Here is a 23,292-nt window from a genome sequence, read left to right on the forward strand (position 1 = left end):
AAAGGGGCTGAATCAATATGTTAGTCATAGATCATATTACGAAATCATTTGGCAAGAAGGAAATCGTAAAGAATGTTTCTTTTGAAGTGAAAAAAGGTGAAACATTTGGATTGCTTGGACCAAACGGAGCGGGGAAATCAACGACGATATCAATGATTTGCGGGTTAATTCCATACGATAGTGGTGATATAAAAGTTGGTGGGAAATCTGTAAAAGAGTATCCATTAGAAGCGAAAAAGAAAATCGGTATTGTCCCGCAAGACATTGCGCTGTATCCGACACTTTCAGCAAAGGAAAATTTAATCTTCTGGGGAAAGATGTACGGTTTAAATGGAAAAGTTGCAAAAGAGCGGGCAGAGGAAGTGTTAGCTTACGTCGGTTTACAGGATCGGGGAAAAGATAAAATTGAAACATTTTCAGGTGGAATGAAAAGGCGTATTAATATTGGTGCAGCACTTATGCACGAACCAGAGTTATTAATTATGGATGAACCGACAGTCGGGATTGATCCGCAATCGAGAAATCATATTTTAGAGACTGTTAAAAAGTTAAATGAAAAAGGTATGACGGTCATTTATACGAGTCATTACATGGAAGAAGTTGAGTATTTATGTGAGCGAATTGCCATCGTTGATCATGGAAAGGTAATTGCACTAGGAACGAAAAGAGAGCTATGTAATCGTCTAACAGATGGGTTTATGGTGAAATTGCAATTAAATCGCTACAGTACGGAACTGCTACAAAAGTTGAAGGCACTACCTGTTGTTGAGCGGATTATTTTTGACGAAGATAGTAGCACGATTGATATTGGACTAAATGGTGGCGAGGCAATTGGCATAGTTGTTTCAGAAGTTGTTGAAAACAAAGCTCAAATTTTAAAACTGGAAGTAAAAGAACCGAATTTAGAGGCACTTTTTTTACAATTAACAGGACGTTCACTTCGTGATTAAGGGGGTTAGTACGAGATGAGAAGTTTCATTATTGCATGGAAAGATTTAAAAATCCGTTTAATTGATCGGCGCGGATTTATGATGATGTTAATTATGCCACTTGTATTAACGGCCATTTTAGGTTCAGCATTAAGTAATGTATTTGAGAGTGGTGGACTACCGAAAACAGTAATTGGCTATTATCAAGAGGGAACGGATGAGTTTGCAGATGTCTTTCAAAAAGATGTATTGCAATCTAAAGAAATAAAAGATGATGTGAAAGTAAAGGTAGTTAACTCTCGGGAAGAGCTTGAAGATATGTTAAAGGAAAAGAACATAGATGTAGGAATTGTCATCCCAAATAAATGGAGCGAACAAGTACAAGATGGAAAATTAAAAGAACCAAAGGTGCTTATAGACCCATCAAAAGATATACAAGCAAAAATTGCTGAGTCAATGATCCGCTCTTTTTCAGAACGTGTTCAAACAGTCGCAGTATCTACTAAAAGTGTTGTAACAGAATTAGCAAAATCTCAGCAGAGTGATGTAGCACAAGTTGCAAAAGAGGTAAGTGGAAGTCTACAGACGATAGCAACTGCAAGTGTGGGTAACATCCAAAAAGGAACGGTAGGCAAAAAAACAGTTGCAGCGATGCAATATTATGCAGCAGCAATGTTAGTCATGTTTTTACTATATAACATAACAGTAGGTGCAAAGTCAGTTGTAACAGAGCAACGAACTGAAACGTTGGCGCGTTTGTTCAGTACACCGACGAGCTCATTTTCAATTTTATTCGGGAAGTTTTTAGGTACATTACTATTTGCCTGTATACAATTTGGAATATTTATAGTTGCTACACGCTTTATGTTTCATGTGGAATGGGGCGAAGATGTGTCTCAAATAGTAGTGTTGGGAATTTCTTATGCAATTTGTGTTTCTGGTTTATCTATGTTAATCGCCGCTTTTATTCGTGAGGAAAAAACGGCAGATTTAATGGGGGGAATCGGTATTCAAATACTAGCTATATTAGGAGGATCAATGTTACCGATTTACGTATTTCCCGATACACTTCAAACAGTTGCGAATATTGCTCCGAATAAATGGGCACTTACGAGCTTTTTAAATATTATGTCGGGAACATCTTGGGATGTGCTATTCCCTGTCATTTTAAGTTTATGTAGTGCAGGAATTATCTCCGTTATGATTGGAACGTTACGTTTACGTACGAGATAGGAGGGGAAATGATGAAGAAAGTTTGGGCGCTTTGTTGGCTAGAATTAAAACAAATTTTAATTAAGCCACAAAGTTATATACTCATGTTTGGAATGCCTATTATTTTTACACTCATTTTCGGTGGACTTTTAGGCGGAAGTGGGAATGAGAAAGTAAATATTAGTTTAGTAGATAAAGATGGTTCTGTATTATCTGGCAAGTATTATGAGGAAATAAAGAAAAGTGATTTAATTTCTATAGAAAAGGTAACGTATAGGGAAGGGACACAGAGGATCGAAGATAAGAAATCATCTGGTATAATCATCATTCCGAAAGATTTTCAAAAGAGTATGCTAGATGGAAAAGTAGAAAATATTCAATTTCAAGCCAGTGCTGATTTTACGGGTGGAACTTCTGTAGAGCAAGTATTAGCAAGTGCATTAAAAAAGATGGAGATAGAAGTTAGTGCAGCAAGAGATTTTGAGAAGAAAAGTAACACTTCGTGGGAAACGATGTATGAAACAATTTATACAAAAATAGATCCTGTTTCGATTCAAAAAGAATTGATTTTACACGATGATCAAAAGTTAAATAACGTTACAGGTCGAGCGGCAGGTTTTTCAATTCTATTCGTCATGATTGTCATGTTAAGTGCGACGGGAACTATTTTGAAAGCTAGACAACTTGGGGTTTGGTCTCGTTTATTAGGGGCACCAGTTTCAAAAGTTCAAATACTAGCAGGATATATCCTTTCCTTCTTTTTAATAGGGTGGATTCAATTTGGTGTTTTAATGATATTAACGCATTCATTATTTGATGTGCAGTGGGGAAATTTATTAGGGGTTATTACACTCGTTTCAGTATTGCTATTAACGGTTATTGGTCTAGCTTTATTATTGGCAAGTATCGTGAAAACAACAGAACAGCAGTCCGCACTAGGGAATATCGTTGTAATTTCAACGTGTATGATTGGTGGTCTTTATTGGCCAATTGAAATTGAGCCTTCATGGATGCAAACGGCGGCAAATTTTGTTCCGCAAACGTGGGCGATGCGTGGCTTTACTGAGTTAATTGTAAGGGGAGGTACATTAGCAGATATAGGAGGATATATTGGTATACTCATTTTATTTGCAGGAGTATTTTTCGTAATTGGTTTAACAAGAATACGTTATGACTGAAAAAAGAAAGCAGAGTTACAGCTTTACGCGCTGAACTCTGCTTTCTTTTTGTGTGGTATCTTCCCTTGTTGAAATTATAATAGCGATCCCGAGCATAATAAAAAAAGCTAAAAAGAGGACGAACTTTGGGAAGAAAGGGAATAGTAATAACGCCCCGACTATCATGATTGTTAATAATACATAGTGCAGGACATATTGGAATAGGTTGTCCATATTTTCGCCCCCTTTTTGGTAGTTGATTGTTATTATTCTATGTGGGGCTATTAGGTAATAGAATGAATTTTTTGCTAATCTTACTTAAATTAAAGATTGATCAATAATTTTTAAAAAATTCTTAAAATATTTATATAGAAATAATTGACAAAATATACTGAAAGATATAAGCTAATAACTATAAAGTCTACCGGAAAGGTCGGAATAAGATTGTTACCCCTCAAAAATATCTTTTTTTACGTTTAAAACCGACTTTTCCGATTGGTTATAAAATGTTGCTGTGGGAGGCATACATTAGGCAAGCAGTTCATAAGGTGTAATTATTAAAAAAAGTTAGGGTGGGGACAATGAAGAAAAAGACAAAAAAATGGGCTGGTGTATTTTCGGTATTACTGAGTAGTTCGCTTGTGTTATCTGCTTGTGGGGGACAGGAGGATACGGCTTCTACAGAACCAGTGCAAAAACAGGATTTAAAAGACTCTAAGATTGAAACAATTCCAGCTACAGATAAGAAGAAAAGTCCAGAAAAAGCAAATCAGCGGAAGGACACTTTTATCACGGCTATTTCTAAGCCAGGAGGCGTTTTCTTACCATATTTCCAAGAGAATGGTTGGGATGGAAACGTAACGTCTGTTATTTTTGCATCATTAGTAACAACAGACAAACAAGGTAAACCTGCTCCAGACCTTGCAGAAAAATGGGATATTTCTGCTGATCAGTTAACATATACATTCCATTTACGTAAAGATTTAAAGTTTAGTGATGGTTCCCCTTTAACAGCGGATGACGTAGCATTCACATTAACACTACTCCATGATAAAGCATATGAAGGTGGGGTGGATATTGCTCAGTATGCCATTAAAGGTGGGAAAGAATATAAAGAAGGAAAAGCAACTTCTATTGAAGGGATTCAAGTTGTTAATCCACAAACAATTAAAATTGTAACTGAAAAAGTTAATTCTCAGGCATTAACTGCTTTAGGTGGGTCAGTGTTATCAAAAGCTTATTATGGAAAAGATTATAAACAAAATACAAGTTTAGACTATTTAAAAGCATTATATGGGCAACCAATTGCTGCGGGACCATATAAATTTGAGAAATATGTTCCAGGTCAAGAAGTTCGCTTTGTTGCCAATGAACATTATTATGCAGGAAAACCGAAAATCAAAAACTTTATTTACAAAATAACATCAGGTGATACTGGATTCCAATTATTCCAAACAGGTGAACTGGATTATAGTGGATTTAGAGCAAATCCTGAAAATATAGAACAATTAAAAGGATTAGGTTTTGCGAATATTAATCTCGAGTCTTCTAGTGATATCGCTTATATTTATGTGAATAATAAGAAGCCATATTTGAAAGATAAGAAAGTCCGCCAAGCACTTACTTATGGGTTAGATCGTAAGAAGTATGTTGATACAGCTTTACAAGGATATGGTTCTGTTGCTAACGTACCAATTGCTCCAGTTTCGTGGGCATATACGGAAGAAGGAATTAATAAATATCCATACGACGTAGAAAAGGCTAAAAAATTATTGGATGAAGCTGGTTGGAAAGTAGGTTCTGACGGGGTTCGTGAAAAAGATGGTCAAAAATTAAAATTAACATACTACGCATCAAATACAGGAAAAACAAATGATATCTTTATTCCAATTGCAAAAGAAAGCTACAAAGCAATCGGTGTTGAAATAAATCCAGAGCTAATGGACTTTAATACGATGCTTTCAAAAGTGGGAAAAGGTGACTATGATTTAGCAGCGGTTTCAACACCAGGAATTAGTGATCCAAGTGAAGTGGTAAGTGACTACTTATCAACTAACCCAAAAAGTGATACAGGTTATAGTAATCCGAAAGTTGATGAATTAATTGTAAAAGGCATAGAGACGACAGATATTGAAAAACGTAAAGCAGTTTATAAAGAACTGTATAAAGAGTTAAGCGATGATCCACCGGTTATTTTACTAAACTATCGTAAACTACTTTACGCTCACAATGCACGTATACAAGGCATCAATCCAGAAAAATATGATGGTATTAGTTCTAACTTACCAGTGCTATCAGTTGAAAAATAAAGATTAACTGAAATAATAGAAGACATTTTTTCATACAGCAAGGAATAAACGCTGCTTTGAAAAAATGTTCTTCTATTTTTAAGTAAATAGGATTGGGGAGACAAAAGGTGAAAACATACATCATTCGTAGGTTTCTACAAATGATTCCTACATTGTTTGGTACGTCCATTATTATCTTTTTCTTATTTGCACTCTTGCCAGGTGATTATATTGATTCAAATCCAAAGTTAACACCAGAGAGAGCTCAAGAATTAAGGGAACTGTATGGTTTAAATAAGCCGATTATTGAAAGATACTTTCACTGGCTAGGTAACGCATTGCACGGTGATTTTGGTTTCTCATTACAATATCAAGAACCAGTAACATCATTACTTAATAAGTTCATTTGGAATACATTTATTGTTGCAGTTGCAGCTTTATTTTTCACTTGGATTATTGCTCTTATAATTGGTGTTGTTTCAGCAACAAAACAGCATTCATGGTTTGATAGACTTGTAACAATTGGTGTTTTTGCTGCAATGTCATTCCCATCATTTTTTATAGGATTGTTCTTAATTAAATTATTGGCAGTTGATTTAAATTTATTACCAATTGGCGGCATGATTGATATTGGAAGTAATTCGACAGGTATCACATACATATTGGAAGTACTACGTCATATGATTCTGCCTGTATTTATTTTAACGCTTCTCGGTGTAGGGTCATTAACACGATATTTTAGAACAGGTATGTTGGATGTTGTAAGACAAGACTATATTCGTACTGCACGTGCAAAAGGGTTGAAAGAAAGAAAAGTTATTTATAAGCATGCATTGAAAAATGCAATTTTACCAGCGATTACTTTACTTGCGTTTGAATTACCAGGCTTATTTTCTGGCGCAATTATTATTGAACAAATCTTTAACTGGCCAGGGATTGGAAGTATTCAATTAGAAGCATTGAACTTTCGTGATTATACAGTATTAATGGCATTTACGATGTTTCTTTCTTGTTTAACAATTATGGCGAACTTTTTTGCAGATATTGTATATGGGCTTGTTGATCCACGAATTCGACTGAAGTAAGGGGGGGAAGATATGGAGACTATTACAACAATAAAGAAAAAGAAAGAACCGAAAAAAAGAAACGAATCATCACCATGGCGTCAAGCCTATAAAAAAATAAAGCAAAATAAGATGGCATTGTTTGGTTTATACGTTTTAATATTTATGTTTTTATTTAGTTTCATTGGTCCAATCTTTTCACCATATGCTTCGGGGACAGTACAAGTAACGCAAATTAATAAACCACCTAATCTTTCACATTGGCTCGGAACAGACCAATTAGGACGAGACATTTTAACTAGGCTTATGCAAGCAGGACGTATTTCATTAACAATCGGTTTAGCATCGATGTTACTATCTGTTATACTCGGTGCTTTGTTAGGAGCCATTGCTGGTTTTTATCGTGGCATTGTAGACCATCTAATTATGCGTATTGCAGATGTGTTAATGTCCATTCCAGGATTACCGTTGCTTATTATAATGGGGGCAATTTTATCAGAATGGAAACTACCATCAGAATACCGGTTATATGTCGTAATGATTATTTTAAGTTTAGTAGGATGGCCAGGACTTGCTCGTCTTGTGCGAGGGCAGATTTTAACGCTGCGGGAGCAAGCATTTATGCAGGCTGCGGACGTCTTGGGATTAAAAGATTCTCGTAAAATTCTCCATCATTTAATTCCAAACGTTTTTCCAATATTAATTGTTGTAGCGACATTAGGTGTGGCAGGATCTATTTTAAGTGAATCTGCACTAAGTTACCTAGGACTTGGCGTTGTCCCGCCTACACCATCGTGGGGAAATATGATTAGTGCAGCAAACTCATTAATCGATTTCCAAAAGCGTCCGTGGTTATGGATCCCGCCTGGTTTTGCAATCTTTATAACAGTTGTATCAATTAATTTACTTGGCGATGCACTTCGTGATGCATTAGATCCAAAGATGAAGCGGTAGGTGAGGAAGCATGAGTAAAGCAGTAGTAGAGCTAAAGGATTTACAAACGCACTTTCAGACAGAAGAAGGTACAGTAAAGGCTGTCAATCATGTTAGCTTTTCAGTTCGAGAAGGTGAAACAGTTTGTGTAGTAGGCGAATCGGGTTGCGGGAAAAGTGTAACGGCTTTATCTATTATGGGACTTATTGCTGAATCTGGCGGCATCGTTGGTGGTGATATTCTTTATGAAGGAAAAAGTCTTTTAGGAATGAAAGAGAAAGAACTTCGTAGTTTAAGAGGAAATGATATCGCGATGATTTTCCAGGAACCGATGACATCACTTAATCCGGTCTTTACTGTTGGAGAGCAAATTGTTGAGACGTTAAGAGAGCATGAACTACTTAGCAAAAACGAAGCATACAAAAAAGCAATTGAATTAATTCGTAAAGTTGGTATTGCTCGTGCTGATGAAATTGTCCATTCTTATCCGCACGAATTAAGCGGTGGTATGTTACAACGTATTATGATTGCTATTGCACTTAGTTGTAATCCAAAGTTATTAATTGCAGATGAACCGACAACAGCTCTGGACGTTACGATTCAAGCGCAAATATTAGATTTACTAAGGCAAGTAAAAGAGGAATTTAAAACATCGATTTTATTAATTACACATGATCTAGGTGTTGTAGCAGAAATGGCCGATTATGTTGTCGTTATGTATGGTGGAAAAGTTATTGAAGAGGCACCGGTACTAGAGATATTTCAAAATCCGAAACATCCATATACGCAAGGGTTGCTAAAATCAAAACCAGTAATGGGGAAACGAACAGATAAACTTTATTCTATTCCAGGGCAAGTTCCAAATTTAGTTGGCTTAGATGAGTTTTGCTACTTTAGTGGTCGCTGTGAACATTGCATGGAAATATGCAAAAATGAAGCGCCAAATCTTAATGTGCATGACGAGGATCATAAAGTAGCTTGTTGGTTATATGAGGAGCGTGCTGGGCAATGAGTGAACCATTATTAGAAGTGAAGAACTTAAAAACGTATTTTCCGATTAAGGGCGGCGTATTTAGTAGAACGATTGGACATGTGAAAGCGGTAGATGGGATAAGCTTTACAATTGATAAAGGAGAAGTGTTTGGCCTTGTAGGAGAGTCCGGAAGTGGGAAAACGACGATAGGAAAAACAATTCTCCGTCTCGTTCAAAAAACAGAAGGCGAAGTGAAATTTAAAGGTCAAGATGTTCATGCTTTATCAAAAGAAGAGCTGAGAAAGCATCGTCCTAATATGCAGCTCGTCTTTCAAGATCCATTTAGCTCATTAAATCCAAGAATGAGAATTGGAGAAGCGCTTGGTGAGCCAATGTTGGCTCACGGACTAGCGACGAAAGAAAATGTCCGTGCAAAGGTGATAGAAGTATTGGAGTTATGTGGTTTAGCGCCGTATCATATTGACCGGTACCCTCATGAGTTTTCCGGTGGGCAACGTCAACGTATCGTTATTGCAAGGGCGATGGTATTAGATCCAGAATTTATTGTAGCTGATGAGCCTGTTGCGGCATTAGATGTATCTATTCAAGCGCAAATCATTAATTTGTTTAGTGAATTACAGGAGAAAAAGGGATTATCCTATTTATTTATTTCACATGATTTAAGTGTTGTGGAGCACTTATGTACGAAAATTGGAATTATGTATTTAGGAACTATTGTGGAAACAGCACCACGTGATGAGTTATTTGCGAATCCGCTTCATCCATATACAAAAGCATTGTTATCAGCAGTGCCAATACCGGATCCAACGGTTAAGCGAGAACGGATTATTCTAGAAGGGGATATTCCAAGTCCTGCAAATCCACCATCAGGTTGCCGTTTTCATACACGTTGCCCCGTTGCTACAGATATTTGTAAAACGAATGTACCAGAATTCCGTAATGTGGGTGAAGATCATTTTGTTGCTTGTCATCATGTGTAAAAGAAAAGGACTCTTTCAAAATGTGAAAGAGTCCTTTTTTTACCCCGCATTAACGGGCAGTAAGACTCCCACCTAAAAATTCGACACATGCGGGGAAGTTAGGTGGGAGATTAACTGCCCGTAAAAGCCCGATTGGTTCAACTAATAATCAGAGGAACCCCGCCTCTGATTAAAGTTGAACTTTATTTACTAGATGAAGTTTGTTTCAATACAAATTGCTCGATTGCATGAGCAACACCATGTTCATTGTTTGTTAATGTTACAACGTCACATAGTTTTTTGACATCTTCTTCGGCATTTCCCATTGCAACTGATAAGCCAGCTACTTGTAACATTGGCACATCATTAAAGTTATCGCCGATTGCAACAGTATCTTCAATTGGTATATTGAAATAAGCTGCCATTTCTTGCAAACCATTGCCTTTATGGCCATGCTTATCCATAATTTCTACATTAGTAGGAGCTGATGCCGTAACTGAAATGTCCGTATCTTCTTGTAAAGTTTGTAATAGCTGTGAACGATGAGCAGCATTAAATGTTAAAATGAAGAATTTAGATATTTCTAATTCTGGATTATTTACGACATCTTCGATTTTTTGGAAATCAGTAATTAAGTTTGATTTCTTTTGTTTTTCTGTAATTCTTTCAAGTTCCTCAAGTGTAACATCTAGTGTATGCTTGTTTTCTTCGAATGCCTGCATAACTTGATCTTGCCATGTATAAGGAGAGTAAACCCCTTTATTTGTGTACAACTTATATGGAAAACCTTCAGATTCTAGTAATTTTGCAAGCTTGTATACTTTATCATTTTGTAAACAACGCGAGTTAATTACTTTTCCGTCCACATAAACAATTGCCCCATTGCTTGCTCCAACTGGAAGAGATAGTTTATATTCTTCCAATAATTTCAAAGCATCCTCTTTCGCGCGGCCAGAACAAATCATTACAATATGACCAGCCTCTTTTGCGGTTTGGATAGCTTGTAAGTTCTCTTTGGAGATTTCAAGATTAGATGATAGTAGTGTACCATCCATATCTAGTGCGATTAATTTCAAAATGACCACCTCTTTGTTTCCATTATACATAGTTATATAGAGGAAACATATAAACTTATCTTGGAAAGATAGTATTTTATCCCGCATTAATTTCTAGTAAAAGTGCGATTGGTGAGGGGAATAATTAGTAGGGAATGGAACTCTCGTTGATTAAAGTTTCACTTTGGTTTTTAACAAAATAGAGATGAATAATATTATATTTCGCTTTATGACCTTAATGTTACACTAGTGTTACAAATATGATTGTAGTAGAAAACGCATTAAAACAAGGTTTTTGAGTGTTAATTTTAAAAAACGTAAAAAAAGTGTAATAAAATTTACGTAATTATATTGCAACGTAATAATAGTTATGTTACATTAGTGTTACAAACGTTACGTAATTAATTTCAATGTAACGTTAACATGAAAACTATGAACTAATCATTTCTTAGTAATTACATATAGATAACTTATAAAAAAGGAGAATGAATGATATGAACAACGAGCAAGTATTAAACGTAACAAAAGGTGACTTCTTAGGATCAGCAAGCGGAGCAGTAGTATTAACAGCATTAATCGTATTTCTATCAAGCGTATTAGTATAATAGAAGTTTTGTAACAAAAATAAGAGAAGGGAGAATGAAAATTATGAACAACGAGCAAGTATTACAAGTAACAAAAGGTGACTTCGTAGGATCAGCAAGTGGAGCGGTAGTATTAACAGCATTAATCGTATTTCTATCAAGCGTATTAGTATAATAGAAGTTTTGTAACAAAAGATAAATGAAGGGAGAATGAAAGATATGAAAGAGCAAGTATTACAAGTAACAAAAGGTGACTTCGTAGGGTCAGCAAGTGGAGCGGTAGTATTAACAGCATTAATCGTATTTCTATCAAGCGTATTAGTATAATAGAAGTTTTGTAACAAAAGATAAATGAAGGGAGAATGAAAGATATGAAAGAGCAAGTATTACAAGTAACAAAAGGTGACTTCGTAGGATCAGCAAGCGGAGCAGTAGTATTAACAGCATTAATCGTATTTCTATCAAGCGTATTAGTATAATAAAAGTTTTAAATTGTAAAAAATGAAAGGAGAATGAGGAATATGAACAGTGAACAAGTGTTACAAGTAACAAAAACAGATTTATTAGGATCATTAGGCGGAGCGGTAATATTAACATCATTTATTCTATTCCTTGCAAATATATTAGTATGAAAAATATAAATACAATCATTCAAAAAAAATAAAGACTCTAACGTATTAGTAAGTAGTTAATATGTTGGAGTCTTTTTTGTTTTCCTCTCATATATACCTTCAAGTATTAATATTTTCCCCTTACTTTAAAGAGAAAAAAGTCGAATTTTATATGTAAGAAAAAAAGAGGAATTTGACAGAAAAGATAGAAAATTTTAAAGGTCGGAAATTGTTAGCTTGCTAACTAATTTCTATTAATTGATGTTGGAAGCGTTTTCGGTTGGTTTTAAGTATGGACCATTTAATCTATTTACAGGGGGATGAAGATATTATGAAACAAAAATCTATGGATACGCTAGCTGCACAAATGGAGGACTTTTTTCCGGTACGTGATGTAGATCATTTGGAATTTTACGTAGGGAATGCAAAGCAATCAAGTTATTATCTTGCGAGAGCGTTTGGATTCAAAATTGTAGCTTATTCTGGATTAGAAACAGGAAACCGTGAAAAGGTATCTTATGTTCTTGTGCAAAAAAATATGCGTTTTGTTGTGTCTGGAGCTTTAAGTAGCGATAGCCGTATTGCAGAGTTTGTAAAGACTCATGGTGATGGAGTGAAAGATGTGGCTTTACTTGTTGATGACGTTGATAAAGCCTACTCTGAAGCTGTAAAACGTGGCGCTGTTGCGATTGCTCCTCCTGAAGAGTTAACAGATGAGGAAGGTACCTTGAAGAAAGCGGTTATTGGTACGTATGGTGATACAATTCATACGCTTGTAGAGCGTAAAAATTATAAAGGAACATTCATGCCAGGATTCCAAAAGGTTGAATTTAATATTCCATTTGAAGAGTCTGGTTTAATTGCTGTAGACCATGTAGTTGGTAACGTTGAGAAAATGGAAGAGTGGGTTAGTTATTACGAGAATGTTATGGGCTTTAAACAAATGATCCATTTCGACGATGATGATATTAGTACAGAGTATTCGGCATTAATGTCAAAAGTTATGACGAATGGAAGCCGTATTAAGTTTCCGATTAATGAACCAGCGGATGGAAAAAGAAAATCACAAATTCAAGAATATCTAGAGTTCTATAACGGAGCAGGTGTACAGCATCTCGCTTTATTAACAAGTGATATTGTAAAAACAATTGAAGTACTTCGTGCAAATGGCGTGGAGTTTTTAGATACGCCAGATACGTATTACGATGAGTTAACTGCACGTGTTGGAAAAATTGATGAAGAAATTGATAGATTAAAAGAATTGAAGATTCTAGTAGACCGTGACGAAGAAGGTTATTTATTACAAATCTTTACGAAACCAATTGTAGATCGTCCAACTCTATTTATTGAAATCATCCAACGTAAAGGTTCTCGTGGATTTGGCGAAGGGAACTTTAAAGCGTTATTCGAATCAATTGAAAGAGAACAAGAGCGTCGCGGAAATTTATAAAATTTGTATCCACCAGCAAGAGTTCCTTTGTTGGTGGAAATTTCATTTTCATAGGGAGGAATCACGATGAAATTTGTTACATTTCGTCTCCCATCGAAAGAAATGCGAGCTGGATGGCTTGAAGGTGACAAAGTAATCGATATGAATCTTGCAAGTAATGGACAATTACCTTCTTCTATGTTCGCCTTTTTAGAGAAAGCAGATGAGTATGTAGAAGTATTGCGTAATATTAAGAATCCTGAAAAGGGTATATATTCCTTAGAGGAAGTTCAATTAGCAGCGGCAATTCCTAATCCGAGTAGCATTCGAGATTTTTATGCATTTGAGCAGCATGTAAAAACAGCTCGCGGGAGAAGAGGGCTAGATGTTGTACCTGAATGGTATGATATCCCGGTTTTTTATTTTACTAACCACCGTGCTGTTATTGGTCCAGATGATTTTGTTATTGGTCCGAAGAAGTCTAAAAAGCTTGATTATGAGTTAGAGATTGCTTGCGTAATTGGGAAAGAGGGACGAAACATTTCTCGTGAACAAGCAGAGGAATATATTTTTGGTTACTGCATTATGAACGACTGGAGTGCAAGGGACTTACAAGCAACAGAAATGAAAGTGGGACTCGGTCCAGCGAAAGGAAAAGATTTTGCAACTTCATTAGGAGCATATCTCGTTACGAAAGAGGAATTAGACGTTTATCGTAACGGTGATCGTTATGATTTAGAGATGACTGCTCATGTAAATGGAAAGATATTATCAAAGGGAAACTTCCAAGATATTTACTATACATTTGCTGAAATGATTGAACGTGCTTCGGAAGACGTTACGTTATATCCAGGAGATGTGATTGGTTCTGGGACAGTAGGAACAGGATGTATTTTAGAACTTGGTACAGAAGAGTGGCTACAAGATGGAGATGTTGTAGAGCTGTCGATTACTGGTTTAGGCACGTTACGTAATACGGTCAAAAAAGACATGAAAGCAGGTGATGGGCATGTTTTATCGTCACATGGGGGAGCTACCTCATAAACGACATGTACAATTTCGTAAAAAAGATGGATCGCTTTATCGTGAGCAGGTAATGGGGACAAAAGGTTTCTCTGGTACCCAGTCTATTTTGTATCATCATTATATGCCAACAGAAGTAGGGCACGCGGCATTATCGCATTCTTGTCAGTTACAGTATGAAGAGGATGCCCTTCTTGCTCATCGCCACTTCCGTACGAAAGAAAATAAAAAAACTGGTGATGCAGTAAGCGGAAGAAACTTTATGCTTGGGAATGAGGATTTATTAATTGGAGTAGTGAGTCCAACAGAAAAAATGGATTATTTTTACCGTAATGGTGATGGCGATGAAATGTTATTTGTTCATTATGGAACAGGAAAAATTGAAACGATGTTTGGAACGATTCACTATAGAAAAGGTGATTATGTAACAATTCCAATTGGAACGATTTATCGTGTTATTCCAGATGAGGGAGAGACTAAGTTTCTTGTTGTAGAGGCAAATAGCCAAATTACAACACCAAGTCGCTATCGCAATGAATATGGGCAATTGTTAGAACATAGTCCGTTTTGCGAAAGAGATATGCGTGGACCGGAGAAATTGGAGACATATGATGAAAAAGGTGAGTTTGTCGTAATGACAAAGTCGAGAGGTTATATGCACAAGCATGTGTTAGGGCACCATCCGTTAGATGTTGTTGGATGGGATGGGTATTTATATCCGTGGGTCTTTAATGTGGAGGATTTTGAACCAATTACAGGTCGTATTCATCAGCCACCACCAGTACATCAAACATTCGAAGGGCATAATTTCGTCATTTGCTCTTTCGTACCGCGTTTATACGATTATCATCCAGAATCTATTCCGGCACCATATTATCATAGTAATGTGAATAGTGATGAGGTACTGTACTATGTAGAAGGTAATTTTATGAGCCGAAAAGGTGTAGAAGAAGGTTCTATTACACTTCATCCAAGCGGGATCCCGCATGGGCCACATCCAGGGAAAACAGAAGCGAGTATAGGGAAGAAAGAGACACTTGAACTGGCTGTTATGATAGATACATTCCGTCCGCTTCGTATTGTAAAACAAGCACATGAGACGGAAGATGAAAAATATATGTATAGCTGGATTGAAGAGGGTTCATATACTGTGAAATAAGTAAAAAGAGGCATGCTCACTACGGGAGCATGCCTCTTTTATGGAATCGACATGTATAATAATACCAAAAAAGTTATAGAAAGATATATAGAAAGAGTGATAAAGATCGTGCATATTCAGAAGAATTTCTACTTATTTCGACAGGGATTGTTATGGCTGGATTTTGTGTTTGAAAATTTACATTTTTCTAATTATATATAATATAATTGTTGGGGAACTAAGGGGGGAATTTATGAAAAATACATGGCGTGAGTTAAGAGAGATGGATCGTAACGTATGGATTCGATTTATCGGTGAGACTTTGAACGGAATTGCGATGATGATGTTAATGCCTTTTTTTGCACTATATTTAAAAGATAAGGTAGATTCTTTATTACAAGTTGGGATTATTATGGCGCTTTCTCCAATTGCTGCAAGCTTTGGCTCGCTTATAGGCGGAAGAATAGCTGATATATATGGAAGAAAGCCAATTATGATATTTTCAATGGCGAGTAATGCGTTATTAATGCTCGGTTTTTTATTTATCGAAGGATTTATTCCATACGCTATTTTATCTATTTTTTTAGGGTTAAGTAATTCTTTATTTCATCCAGCAGCATCAGCGATGGTTGCAGATGTGACGGCGCCAGAAAAAAGAACAGAAGCATATGGTTTATTGCGAATGGGACACAATATTGGTGCTGCAATTGGACCGATAATGGGAGCATCAGTAGTTGTTTTATCAAAGAACCTCGTGTTTATTATTGCTTCATCCGCTATGTTGTTTTATGCGCTACTAGTGTTAGTACTTATTAAAGAAACAATGCCAAAAATTACGGATATGACGGAAAAAAATAAAGAGCAGGAATCCGGAGCAGTTTGGAAAATTTTAATGAGAGATAAGGCGTTAATGATTTATTTGTTAGCGGGGATCATTATTTCTATGGGGTTTTCTCAAACAGAAGGCATGTTACCGCTTCACTTTGATAACGAAATGAAGGATATTTTTGGAGTCAACAATCCATACCCATATTTAATGGCATTAAATGGTCTATTAGTTGTTTTATTTCAATTTCAAATTTCAAAATGGGCGACAGATAAACCTGTTGGAAAGACGATGCTATACGGTGCGTGTTTGTTCGGAATTGGTTTGTTTTTTATAGGATGGTTACCGAAGTGGTTTGGAGAATATGATACAAATGCTACAATTATTTTAATGACGTTAATGTTTGTTTATGCCATATATACGTTAGGCGAGATGATTATGTCGCCTGTACAGATGACGTTTGTAGCGAATCTGGCCCCTGAGCATTTGAGAGGAACCTATATGGGGGCGGCGAGTTTGCAGTGGATTACAGGAAGTGCATTCGGTCCACTTCTTGGTGGTTTTTTATTGGATCGTTTGCTTGGTCACTACTTATTTACAATTTTAAGTGTAGGGTGTGTAGTTGCAGGCTTTGTATATGTTTCTTTAGATCGTCTTGTTGAGCAGAGGCAAAAAGATACGCCTACAAAACAGTCTTCTTAATAAAATGAAACTTTAATCAGTGTTTTTTCATTCTCCACAAATGGTAGGGTAATATAGATGACATACACACAAAGTGGATTTCTACATATTTTAGGTACATAACTAGATTAGATAGCAATTTTGCTCTAAAGTTTAATTTTGTTTAGCTGTGTAGAAATTAAAGGGAAAAAGTGTAGAAAACCAATAAGTGGTGTCTTTTAATTATTTGTGGAAGTTACATTTTATTTCAAATAGGAACTACCTATTTTTATAAAAAGTGCTAAAATAGAAAAATGAAAACAATTGGTTAGGGTGATTTCAGTGACAAAAATTAAATTAGGTTTATTATACGGTGGAAAATCAGCTGAGCATCAAGTTTCGTTACAAACGGCTCTTGCTGCTATTAAAGCATTAAATCAAGATAAATTCGAGATTCATCCAATTTATATTACAGAACAAGGCCAATGGATGCGTGGAGAGCGTATTGAAGGCGAAGTAACAAATGTTGAGGCATTACAAATGAGTGGGGAAGAGAATACAATTTCTCCTGTATCATTAAGTACAGAAATTATCCCAACGGCAACTTCTAAACAAGAAGATGCAATTGATGTCATTTTCCCATTATTACATGGACCGAATGGCGAAGATGGAACAGTACAAGGGTTATTAGAATTACTAAACATTCCATATGTAGGTAACGGTGTATTAGCATCATCTGCTGGTATGGATAAAGTTGTTATGAAAAATATCTTTGCAGAAGCTGGATTGAAACAAGCGAAATATGCATCTTTCATTCGTAGCGCATGGGAAAAAGATCGTGAAACAGCGTATGAAAAAGTAGAAGAAGTATTAGGATATCCTTGCTTCGTAAAACCAGCAAACCTTGGTTCAAGTGTTGGTATTAATAAGTGTAACGATCGTGAAGAGCTTGAGAATGCATTCGAAGAGGCATTCCAATTTGACCGTAAAATTATTGTAGAAGAAAATATTGTAGGTCGTGAAGTAGAAGTTGGTGTATTAGGTAATGATGAGCCGAAATGTTCAGTTGTAGGTGAAATTGTACCGAAAAAAGATTTTTATGATTACAAATCGAAATACATCGATGGTGATACAGCGTTAATTATTCCAGCTGAAATGACAGAAGAAGAGTCTAATGTAATTAAGCGAGATGCAATTATCGCATTCCAATCATTAGATGGTTCGGGCTTAACACGAGCTGATTTCTTCTTAACAAAAGATGGAGAAGTATATATTAACGAAGTAAACACAATGCCAGGATTCACGCCGTTTAGTATGTTCCCTCTATTATGGCAACATACAGGGTTACCGTATCCGGAATTAATTGAAGAGCTAATTCGCTTAGCGATTGAGCGTCACGAAGAAAAACAAAAAATTAAATATACAATCTAACAAAAAAGGAGGAAGCACTATTCGAAGGAATAGTGCTTCCTCTATGTAAGGAGTGTTTTCATGATAAATCGAACGTTAAAACAAGTAGAGCAGATGATAAATGGTATTGGATTAGCAGAGCAGTATGAGGGAATTACTATACAAGGAGTGTCTATTGATACGAGGAAAATTGAAAATGGAAATTTATATGTTCCAATTCAAGGTGAACGTTTCGATGGACATGCTTTTGTAGACAAAGCTGTTGAAAATGGGGCGATTGCTACATTATGGATGAAAGATGTAGAAAACCCACCTGAAAATCTTCCGGTTATTTTTGTAGAAGATACACTAGCAGCATTGCAAATGTTAGCGAAAAACTATCGTGATCAATTGGATGTAAAAGTTGTTGGTGTAACGGGTAGTAATGGTAAAACATCTACGAAAGATATTGTAACAAGTATTCTTGCGACTAAATTTAAAGTTCAAAAAACAGAAGGTAATTTCAACAACCACATCGGTTTACCTCTTACTATTTTAAATTTAGAGGAAAATACAGAAGTAGCTGTATTAGAAATGGGCATGTCAAGCCGCGGAGAAATTGAATTTCTATCTAAGTTAGCTCGTCCTAATGCAGCTATTATTACGAACATTGGTGAGGCGCACTTAATGGATTTAGGCTCTCGTGAGGCGATTGCTGAAGCGAAGTTAGAAATTGTTACAGGTTTACAAAAGGGTGGCGTGTTCGTATATAATGGAGATGAGCCGCTATTAACGAATCGTGTTCCAGAAATGAATTTAGCAGCTGAAACAGTTACATTTGGTGATGCGAGAGCAAATGATTACTATCCAACTACTGTAACATTGCAGGCTACTGGGACACACTTTAAGATGAACAGGGATGAAACTTTGTCATTCTATTTGCCAGTACTAGGAAAGCATAATGTATATAATACGCTTGCTTCAATGGCAATTGCAAAACATTTTGGTGTAACGTGGGAAGAAATGAAACAAGGTTTAGTAACACTTCAAATGACAGGTATGCGTATGGAAATTGTAAAAACAGATAGTGGTTTAACAATTATCAATGATGCTTATAATGCTAGTCCAACAGCTATGGAAGCTGCGTTCCACCTAATGAATGGTTTAGATGGATTTGCTAAAAAAATTGTTGTGCTTGGTGATATGTTAGAACTTGGAAATCAAGAAGTGCAATTTCATTATGAAGTAGGTAAATTAATTGATCCAGCAAAAATTTCACATGTATTCACATATGGTAAATTAGGGGCTCAAATTGCTGAAGGTGCAAAAATTAATTTCCCTAAAGACCGTGTAAAAGCGTATGATAGTAAAGAAGAGTTAATAAAAGAGTTGCAAGCAGTAGTCGGTACGAAAGATGTTGTATTAGTAAAAGCATCTCGCGGCATGAAATTAGAAGAAGTAATTACGATGTTGAAATAATTGGTGTATATAAATAGGGATGATAGCCACGAAAATAGTGGAAACTTATAATAAGCGCTTACAGTAAACGATAAAAAAATAAAAGTAAAGAAAAAAGCTCTGAATATGAAATAAGGTAACAGTTGGGGTTTGCTTTTTACACCTACAAAACTTATAATTGATAAAGTGTAATAACGTTTAGAAGTATTTTCGTGAAGAATATACGCCCGGTTATATACGTAAGTATTCAGGAAAATGGCTTTTCCGCAAGTTCGGAAAACGCCTTTTTTTAAATGATAAGTATAGGATAGAAAAGGAGAAGTAACATTGACAACATTTCGAGAACTAGGATTAAGTGAGTCTTTACTACAATCTGTTGAAAGTATGGGCTTTGAAGAGGCTACGCCGATTCAAGCTGAAACAATTCCACATGCATTGCAAGGTAAGGATATTATTGGGCAAGCGCAAACAGGTACAGGGAAAACAGCAGCATTCGGATTACCACTATTAGATAAAGTGGATACAAATAAAGAAGCAGTTCAAGGTATTGTTATCGCGCCAACGCGTGAATTAGCAATTCAAGTTGGAGAAGAGCTATACAAAATTGGTAAACATAAACGTGTTCGTATTCTACCAATTTATGGTGGTCAAGATATTAACCGCCAAATTCGTGCTCTAAAAAAACACCCACACATTATTGTAGGTACGCCGGGTCGTATTTTAGATCATATCAACCGTAAAACACTTCGCTTACAAAACGTAGAGACTGTTGTTCTTGACGAAGCGGATGAAATGTTAAACATGGGCTTCATTGAAGATATTGAAGCGATTTTAACAGATGTGCCAGAAACACATCAAACATTATTATTCTCAGCGACAATGCCAGATCCAATCCGTCGTATTGCTGAGCGTTTCATGACTGAGCCTCAACACATTAAAGTAAAAGCAAAAGAAGTAACAATGCCAAACATTCAGCAGTTCTATTTAGAAGTGCAAGAAAAGAAAAAGTTTGACGTGTTAACACGCTTACTAGATATTCAATCTCCAGAGCTTGCAATCATATTCGGTCGTACAAAGCGTCGTGTTGATGAATTATCAGAAGCATTAAACTTACGTGGTTATGCAGCAGAAGGTATTCACGGTGACTTAACACAAGCGAAGCGTATGTCTGTATTACGTAAATTTAAAGAAGGTACTATTGAAGTTCTTGTTGCAACAGACGTTGCTGCACGTGGTCTTGATATTTCAGGCGTAACACACGTATACAACTTCGATATCCCACAAGATCCAGAATCATACGTTCACCGTATCGGTCGTACTGGCCGTGCCGGTAAAAAAGGTATTGCAATGTTATTTGTAACACCACGTGAATCAGGACAATTAAAAAATATCGAGCGTACAACAAAACGTAAAGTTGATCGTATGGACGCACCGACACTTGACGAGGCGTTAGAAGGTCAACAACGTTTAATCGCTGAAAAACTTCAAAGTACAATTGAAAATGATAACTTATCATATTACAAGCGTATTGCAGAAGAAATGTTAGAAGAGAATGATTCTGTAACAGTAGTAGCTGCTGCTTTAAAAATGATGACAAAAGAGCCGGATACAACTCCGATCGCTTTAACATCAGAACCACCAGTTGTTTCAAGAGGTGGCGGTGGCGGTTCTAAAAAACGCGGTGGTAACGGAAGTGGATACCGTGATGGTAACCGTGATCGTAATCGTAGTCGTGATGGACGCGGCGGTGGCGATGGTCGTAACCGTGATCGCAATCGTGATGGACGTGGAAGCGGAAGTGGCGATGGTCGTAACCGTGATCGTAATCGTGATGGCGGTAGCCGTGATGCTGGTAGCCGTGATGCTAACCGTGGTCGTAAAGGTGAAGGTCGCCCTGGATCTTCAACTGGACGTGGCGAAAGAAAACATCATAGCCGTCCACAAGCTTAATAAAAAAGAGAATGCCCTTTGCGGGCATTCTCTTTTTTTATTTCTGTAATTGTGCATACTACATAGTAACTCGTATAGAAATGAGGTGCTATATGCTTGTAAGACTTGGGTATGTTGCGATGAGTGTGCATTTGAAGAATGCTTCTCCATCTCAAACGATGACGTATGCACAGTTTCAGCGGATTGATGATCGAGAGGCTGCGATTCGTAAACTTGAAAGAATTGCTAATTCGAATTTGGAAAATTGCTTACGGTTATTAAAACATAATAAAGGGCATGATATATCTTTCTTTCGACTTAGTTCTAAACTTATTCCTTTAGCGAATCATGAGGAGTTGTTAGATTGGAACTATATTCGTCCGTTAAAAGAAAATCTGAAAGAATTAGGTGAATATGCAATTCGTATGAATATGCGAATTGACTTCCATCCAGATCACTTTGTTGTACTAAATTCACCTGAGGAGAGTATTTTCAAACAATCTGTAAAGACATTGCAGATGCACAAAAAATTGTTAAAGGGTATGGGAATTGAACATAAGCAACGATGTGTATTACATGTGGGAGGAGGTTATAAAGATAAGGAGCTTGCATTAGAACGCTTTATAGAAAATTGGTCAACTGTTCCAAGAGGTATTCAAGAGATGATTATATTAGAAAATGATGACACGACCTTTTCTTTAGAAGAAACATTGTATTTAGGTGAGAAATTAGACATTCCAGTCGTGTTTGATTTGCACCATCATATGATGAATAATGACCAGGAAGATTGGCATGAAGATTGGGCGCGTGTTGTACATACGTGGGAATCGTCTTTGTTACCGGTTAAAATGCACATCTCCAGTCCTAGAGATGGAAAAAACCCGAGAGCACATGCAGATTTTATTGATGTAGATACTTTCTTATTTTTTTTGAAAAAGATAAAGGGGAGTGTTCCGCGAATTGATTGTATGATTGAGGCGAAGAAAAAGGACGAGTCTTTATTTCAACTAATGAGAGAGTTAAGTAAACAAACAGATGTGGAAATTATCGATGGTGCGAGCTTCTATATTAAATAAGCTCTGCGCCATCGTTTTTTTTTGTTAAAAAAGGGGTGCACATGCCGCCGATGATCAGTCCTGTTAAATGGCTTATAGGATTGGCAGAGGGATTAAAGAAAGTAAATAGTAGTAATATAAGTATCATTATTGAAAAAATAGCGATGTCTCTTGGTTTTGAAGAACGATATCGACTATACAATAAAAATAATTGGGCGCCTAGTAATCCGAAAATACCACCAGATGCTCCGGCGTGAATATATTCAAGAGGCATAATAATATAAGAAGAAATATTCCCGAGAATGCCAGAAAGGAAAAAAATAATGATGAAAGAAAAGTGTCCTAGTTGTTTTTCGATAGAAGAACCAAATACGAATAAACAAATACTATTAGAAAGGAAATGTTGTAAGTCTACGTGTACAAGTAAGGAAGTTATGACACGCCACCATTCTCCTTTAGCAATATATTCATTGTAGGCTGCCAGGTGAAAGAGGGAAAAGTCGCTCAATATAATCATGACTAATTGTATAAGAAGTAAAGAAATGATAATCGGTTGTAAGGAAATGCGAGTGGATGGTATTAGCATGTTGTTAGTATCA

At 36.3% G+C, this 23,292-nt stretch carries 24 protein-coding genes; 21 read left to right on the top strand and 3 right to left on the bottom strand.

The annotated features are described in order from the left end of the window. The first annotated feature begins 17 nt into the window (after window positions 1-17). Genes AC0IXC_RS27175 through AC0IXC_RS27185 form a run of 3 tightly spaced genes read left to right on the top strand, consistent with a single transcriptional unit; the run spans window position 18 to window position 3,319 of the window. On the top strand, window positions 18-950 hold the full coding sequence (locus AC0IXC_RS27175) for an ABC transporter ATP-binding protein (RefSeq protein ID WP_000960163.1): 933 nt from the start codon (window positions 18-20) through the stop codon (window positions 948-950). A 15-nt stretch (window positions 951-965) separates the two neighbouring features. Then, a complete protein-coding gene (locus tag AC0IXC_RS27180) occupies window positions 966-2,162 on the top strand; it encodes an ABC transporter permease (protein ID WP_471653600.1) in 1,197 nt (398 codons plus the stop codon). A gap of 11 nt (window positions 2,163-2,173) precedes the next feature. Then, a complete protein-coding gene (locus AC0IXC_RS27185) occupies window positions 2,174-3,319 on the top strand; it encodes an ABC transporter permease (RefSeq protein WP_033708719.1) in 1,146 nt (381 codons plus the stop codon). A gap of 15 nt (window positions 3,320-3,334) precedes the next feature. Here AC0IXC_RS27185 and AC0IXC_RS27190 read toward each other — a convergent pair whose 3' ends face one another. Next, window positions 3,335-3,532 carry a hypothetical protein gene (locus tag AC0IXC_RS27190; protein WP_000369259.1) on the bottom strand — a complete coding sequence of 66 codons (198 nt, stop codon included), beginning with the start codon at window positions 3,530-3,532 and terminating at the stop codon, window positions 3,335-3,337. A 347-nt stretch (window positions 3,533-3,879) separates the two neighbouring features. Here AC0IXC_RS27190 and AC0IXC_RS27195 point away from each other — a divergent pair, with 347 nt between their 5' ends. The 5 genes from AC0IXC_RS27195 (at window position 3,880) to AC0IXC_RS27215 (ending at window position 9,557) form a co-directional block, all read left to right on the top strand. Next, window positions 3,880-5,607 carry an ABC transporter substrate-binding protein gene (locus AC0IXC_RS27195; RefSeq protein WP_061689744.1) on the top strand — a complete coding sequence of 576 codons (1,728 nt, stop codon included), beginning with the start codon at window positions 3,880-3,882 and terminating at the stop codon, window positions 5,605-5,607. 107 nt (window positions 5,608-5,714) lie between these two features. Next, entirely contained in the window at window positions 5,715-6,671 is a 957-nt protein-coding gene (locus AC0IXC_RS27200) for an ABC transporter permease (RefSeq protein ID WP_061689743.1), read from the top strand. A 12-nt stretch (window positions 6,672-6,683) separates the two neighbouring features. Further along, window positions 6,684-7,604 carry an oligopeptide ABC transporter permease gene (opp4C, locus tag AC0IXC_RS27205; RefSeq protein WP_078176781.1) on the top strand — a complete coding sequence of 307 codons (921 nt, stop codon included), beginning with the start codon at window positions 6,684-6,686 and terminating at the stop codon, window positions 7,602-7,604. 10 nt (window positions 7,605-7,614) lie between these two features. Further along, a complete protein-coding gene (locus AC0IXC_RS27210; RefSeq protein ID WP_002029422.1) occupies window positions 7,615-8,595 on the top strand; it encodes an ABC transporter ATP-binding protein in 981 nt (326 codons plus the stop codon). Next, on the top strand, window positions 8,592-9,557 hold the full coding sequence (locus AC0IXC_RS27215) for an ABC transporter ATP-binding protein (protein ID WP_471653601.1): 966 nt from the start codon (window positions 8,592-8,594) through the stop codon (window positions 9,555-9,557). The genes AC0IXC_RS27210 and AC0IXC_RS27215 overlap by 4 nt, the downstream gene beginning before the upstream one ends. 182 nt (window positions 9,558-9,739) lie before the next feature. Here the strand turns inward: AC0IXC_RS27215 and AC0IXC_RS27220 are convergent, their stop codons facing one another. After that, window positions 9,740-10,612 (bottom strand): Cof-type HAD-IIB family hydrolase, encoded by an 873-nt coding sequence (locus AC0IXC_RS27220; RefSeq protein WP_000766416.1) that lies wholly within the window; start codon window positions 10,610-10,612, stop codon window positions 9,740-9,742. Between the two features lie 464 nt (window positions 10,613-11,076). Here AC0IXC_RS27220 and AC0IXC_RS27225 point away from each other — a divergent pair, with 464 nt between their 5' ends. The 13 genes from AC0IXC_RS27225 (at window position 11,077) to uvsE (ending at window position 22,714) form a co-directional block, all read left to right on the top strand. Continuing rightward, entirely contained in the window at window positions 11,077-11,196 is a 120-nt protein-coding gene (locus AC0IXC_RS27225) for a DUF3948 family protein (protein WP_002009865.1), read from the top strand. 43 nt (window positions 11,197-11,239) lie between these two features. Next, a complete protein-coding gene (locus AC0IXC_RS27230; RefSeq protein ID WP_001058534.1) occupies window positions 11,240-11,350 on the top strand; it encodes a DUF3948 family protein in 111 nt (36 codons plus the stop codon). 35 nt (window positions 11,351-11,385) lie between these two features. Then, on the top strand, window positions 11,386-11,502 hold the full coding sequence (locus tag AC0IXC_RS27235) for a DUF3948 family protein (protein WP_000654250.1): 117 nt from the start codon (window positions 11,386-11,388) through the stop codon (window positions 11,500-11,502). A gap of 44 nt (window positions 11,503-11,546) precedes the next feature. Then, the gene (locus AC0IXC_RS27240) at window positions 11,547-11,654 is read left to right on the top strand and encodes a DUF3948 family protein (protein WP_000664237.1); all 108 of its coding nucleotides are present in this window, start codon (window positions 11,547-11,549) and stop codon (window positions 11,652-11,654) included. Window positions 11,655-11,696: 42 nt separating this feature from the next. After that, on the top strand, window positions 11,697-11,807 hold the full coding sequence (locus AC0IXC_RS27245) for a DUF3948 family protein (RefSeq protein ID WP_001083697.1): 111 nt from the start codon (window positions 11,697-11,699) through the stop codon (window positions 11,805-11,807). A gap of 310 nt (window positions 11,808-12,117) precedes the next feature. Next, on the top strand, window positions 12,118-13,236 hold the full coding sequence (gene hppD / locus AC0IXC_RS27250) for a 4-hydroxyphenylpyruvate dioxygenase (RefSeq protein WP_002140158.1): 1,119 nt from the start codon (window positions 12,118-12,120) through the stop codon (window positions 13,234-13,236). 66 nt (window positions 13,237-13,302) lie between these two features. Next, the gene (locus AC0IXC_RS27255) at window positions 13,303-14,259 is read left to right on the top strand and encodes a fumarylacetoacetate hydrolase family protein (protein WP_002140160.1); all 957 of its coding nucleotides are present in this window, start codon (window positions 13,303-13,305) and stop codon (window positions 14,257-14,259) included. Next, the gene (locus AC0IXC_RS27260; protein ID WP_002140161.1) at window positions 14,225-15,397 is read left to right on the top strand and encodes a homogentisate 1,2-dioxygenase; all 1,173 of its coding nucleotides are present in this window, start codon (window positions 14,225-14,227) and stop codon (window positions 15,395-15,397) included. Before AC0IXC_RS27255 ends, AC0IXC_RS27260 begins: the two co-directional genes overlap by 35 nt. A gap of 232 nt (window positions 15,398-15,629) precedes the next feature. Beyond that, window positions 15,630-16,904 carry an MDR family MFS transporter gene (locus AC0IXC_RS27265; protein WP_088293680.1) on the top strand — a complete coding sequence of 425 codons (1,275 nt, stop codon included), beginning with the start codon at window positions 15,630-15,632 and terminating at the stop codon, window positions 16,902-16,904. Between the two features lie 300 nt (window positions 16,905-17,204). Further along, window positions 17,205-18,293: a D-alanine--D-alanine ligase gene (locus AC0IXC_RS27270; protein WP_002009961.1), complete on the top strand. Its 1,089-nt coding sequence runs from the start codon at window positions 17,205-17,207 to the stop codon at window positions 18,291-18,293. Between the two features lie 60 nt (window positions 18,294-18,353). Further along, entirely contained in the window at window positions 18,354-19,730 is a 1,377-nt protein-coding gene (gene murF, locus AC0IXC_RS27275; protein ID WP_471653602.1) for a UDP-N-acetylmuramoyl-tripeptide--D-alanyl-D-alanine ligase, read from the top strand. Between the two features lie 306 nt (window positions 19,731-20,036). After that, window positions 20,037-21,659, top strand: a complete 1,623-nt coding sequence (cshA, locus tag AC0IXC_RS27280) for a degradosome RNA helicase CshA (protein ID WP_044440770.1) — start codon at window positions 20,037-20,039, stop codon at window positions 21,657-21,659. 92 nt (window positions 21,660-21,751) lie between these two features. After that, a complete protein-coding gene (gene uvsE / locus AC0IXC_RS27285) occupies window positions 21,752-22,714 on the top strand; it encodes a UV DNA damage repair endonuclease UvsE (protein ID WP_215590579.1) in 963 nt (320 codons plus the stop codon). Here the strand turns inward: uvsE and AC0IXC_RS27290 are convergent. Continuing rightward, window positions 22,707-23,279, bottom strand: coding sequence for a rhomboid family intramembrane serine protease (locus tag AC0IXC_RS27290; protein WP_002167128.1), 573 nt, complete (start codon window positions 23,277-23,279; stop codon window positions 22,707-22,709). The genes uvsE and AC0IXC_RS27290 overlap by 8 nt on opposite strands. Window positions 23,280-23,292: the final 13 nt, after the last annotated feature.

This window comes from Bacillus sp. AC266 (genome assembly GCF_979253805.1).

What these genes read in the sequence shown, in the direction of transcription:
- AC0IXC_RS27195 (WP_061689744.1), top strand. Translation starts at nt 3,880, where the DNA reads ATGAAGAAAAAGACAAAAAAATGGGCTGGTGTATTTTCGGTATTACTG.
- AC0IXC_RS27240 (WP_000664237.1), top strand. Translation starts at nt 11,547, where the DNA reads ATGAAAGAGCAAGTATTACAAGTAACAAAAGGTGACTTCGTAGGATCA.
- AC0IXC_RS27265 (WP_088293680.1), top strand. Translation starts at nt 15,630, where the DNA reads ATGAAAAATACATGGCGTGAGTTAAGAGAGATGGATCGTAACGTATGG.
- AC0IXC_RS27185 (WP_033708719.1), top strand. Translation starts at nt 2,174, where the DNA reads ATGAAGAAAGTTTGGGCGCTTTGTTGGCTAGAATTAAAACAAATTTTA.
- AC0IXC_RS27175 (WP_000960163.1), top strand. Translation starts at nt 18, where the DNA reads ATGTTAGTCATAGATCATATTACGAAATCATTTGGCAAGAAGGAAATC.
- uvsE (WP_215590579.1), top strand. Translation starts at nt 21,752, where the DNA reads ATGCTTGTAAGACTTGGGTATGTTGCGATGAGTGTGCATTTGAAGAAT.
- AC0IXC_RS27210 (WP_002029422.1), top strand. Translation starts at nt 7,615, where the DNA reads ATGAGTAAAGCAGTAGTAGAGCTAAAGGATTTACAAACGCACTTTCAG.
- hppD (WP_002140158.1), top strand. Translation starts at nt 12,118, where the DNA reads ATGAAACAAAAATCTATGGATACGCTAGCTGCACAAATGGAGGACTTT.
- AC0IXC_RS27260 (WP_002140161.1), top strand. Translation starts at nt 14,225, where the DNA reads ATGTTTTATCGTCACATGGGGGAGCTACCTCATAAACGACATGTACAA.
- AC0IXC_RS27230 (WP_001058534.1), top strand. Translation starts at nt 11,240, where the DNA reads ATGAACAACGAGCAAGTATTACAAGTAACAAAAGGTGACTTCGTAGGA.
- opp4C (WP_078176781.1), top strand. Translation starts at nt 6,684, where the DNA reads ATGGAGACTATTACAACAATAAAGAAAAAGAAAGAACCGAAAAAAAGA.
- AC0IXC_RS27235 (WP_000654250.1), top strand. Translation starts at nt 11,386, where the DNA reads ATGAAAGATATGAAAGAGCAAGTATTACAAGTAACAAAAGGTGACTTC.
- AC0IXC_RS27225 (WP_002009865.1), top strand. Translation starts at nt 11,077, where the DNA reads ATGAATGATATGAACAACGAGCAAGTATTAAACGTAACAAAAGGTGAC.
- AC0IXC_RS27245 (WP_001083697.1), top strand. Translation starts at nt 11,697, where the DNA reads ATGAACAGTGAACAAGTGTTACAAGTAACAAAAACAGATTTATTAGGA.
- AC0IXC_RS27215 (WP_471653601.1), top strand. Translation starts at nt 8,592, where the DNA reads ATGAGTGAACCATTATTAGAAGTGAAGAACTTAAAAACGTATTTTCCG.
- murF (WP_471653602.1), top strand. Translation starts at nt 18,354, where the DNA reads ATGATAAATCGAACGTTAAAACAAGTAGAGCAGATGATAAATGGTATT.
- AC0IXC_RS27190 (WP_000369259.1), bottom strand. Translation starts at nt 3,532, where the DNA reads ATGGACAACCTATTCCAATATGTCCTGCACTATGTATTATTAACAATC.
- AC0IXC_RS27255 (WP_002140160.1), top strand. Translation starts at nt 13,303, where the DNA reads ATGAAATTTGTTACATTTCGTCTCCCATCGAAAGAAATGCGAGCTGGA.
- AC0IXC_RS27290 (WP_002167128.1), bottom strand. Translation starts at nt 23,279, where the DNA reads ATGCTAATACCATCCACTCGCATTTCCTTACAACCGATTATCATTTCT.
- AC0IXC_RS27180 (WP_471653600.1), top strand. Translation starts at nt 966, where the DNA reads ATGAGAAGTTTCATTATTGCATGGAAAGATTTAAAAATCCGTTTAATT.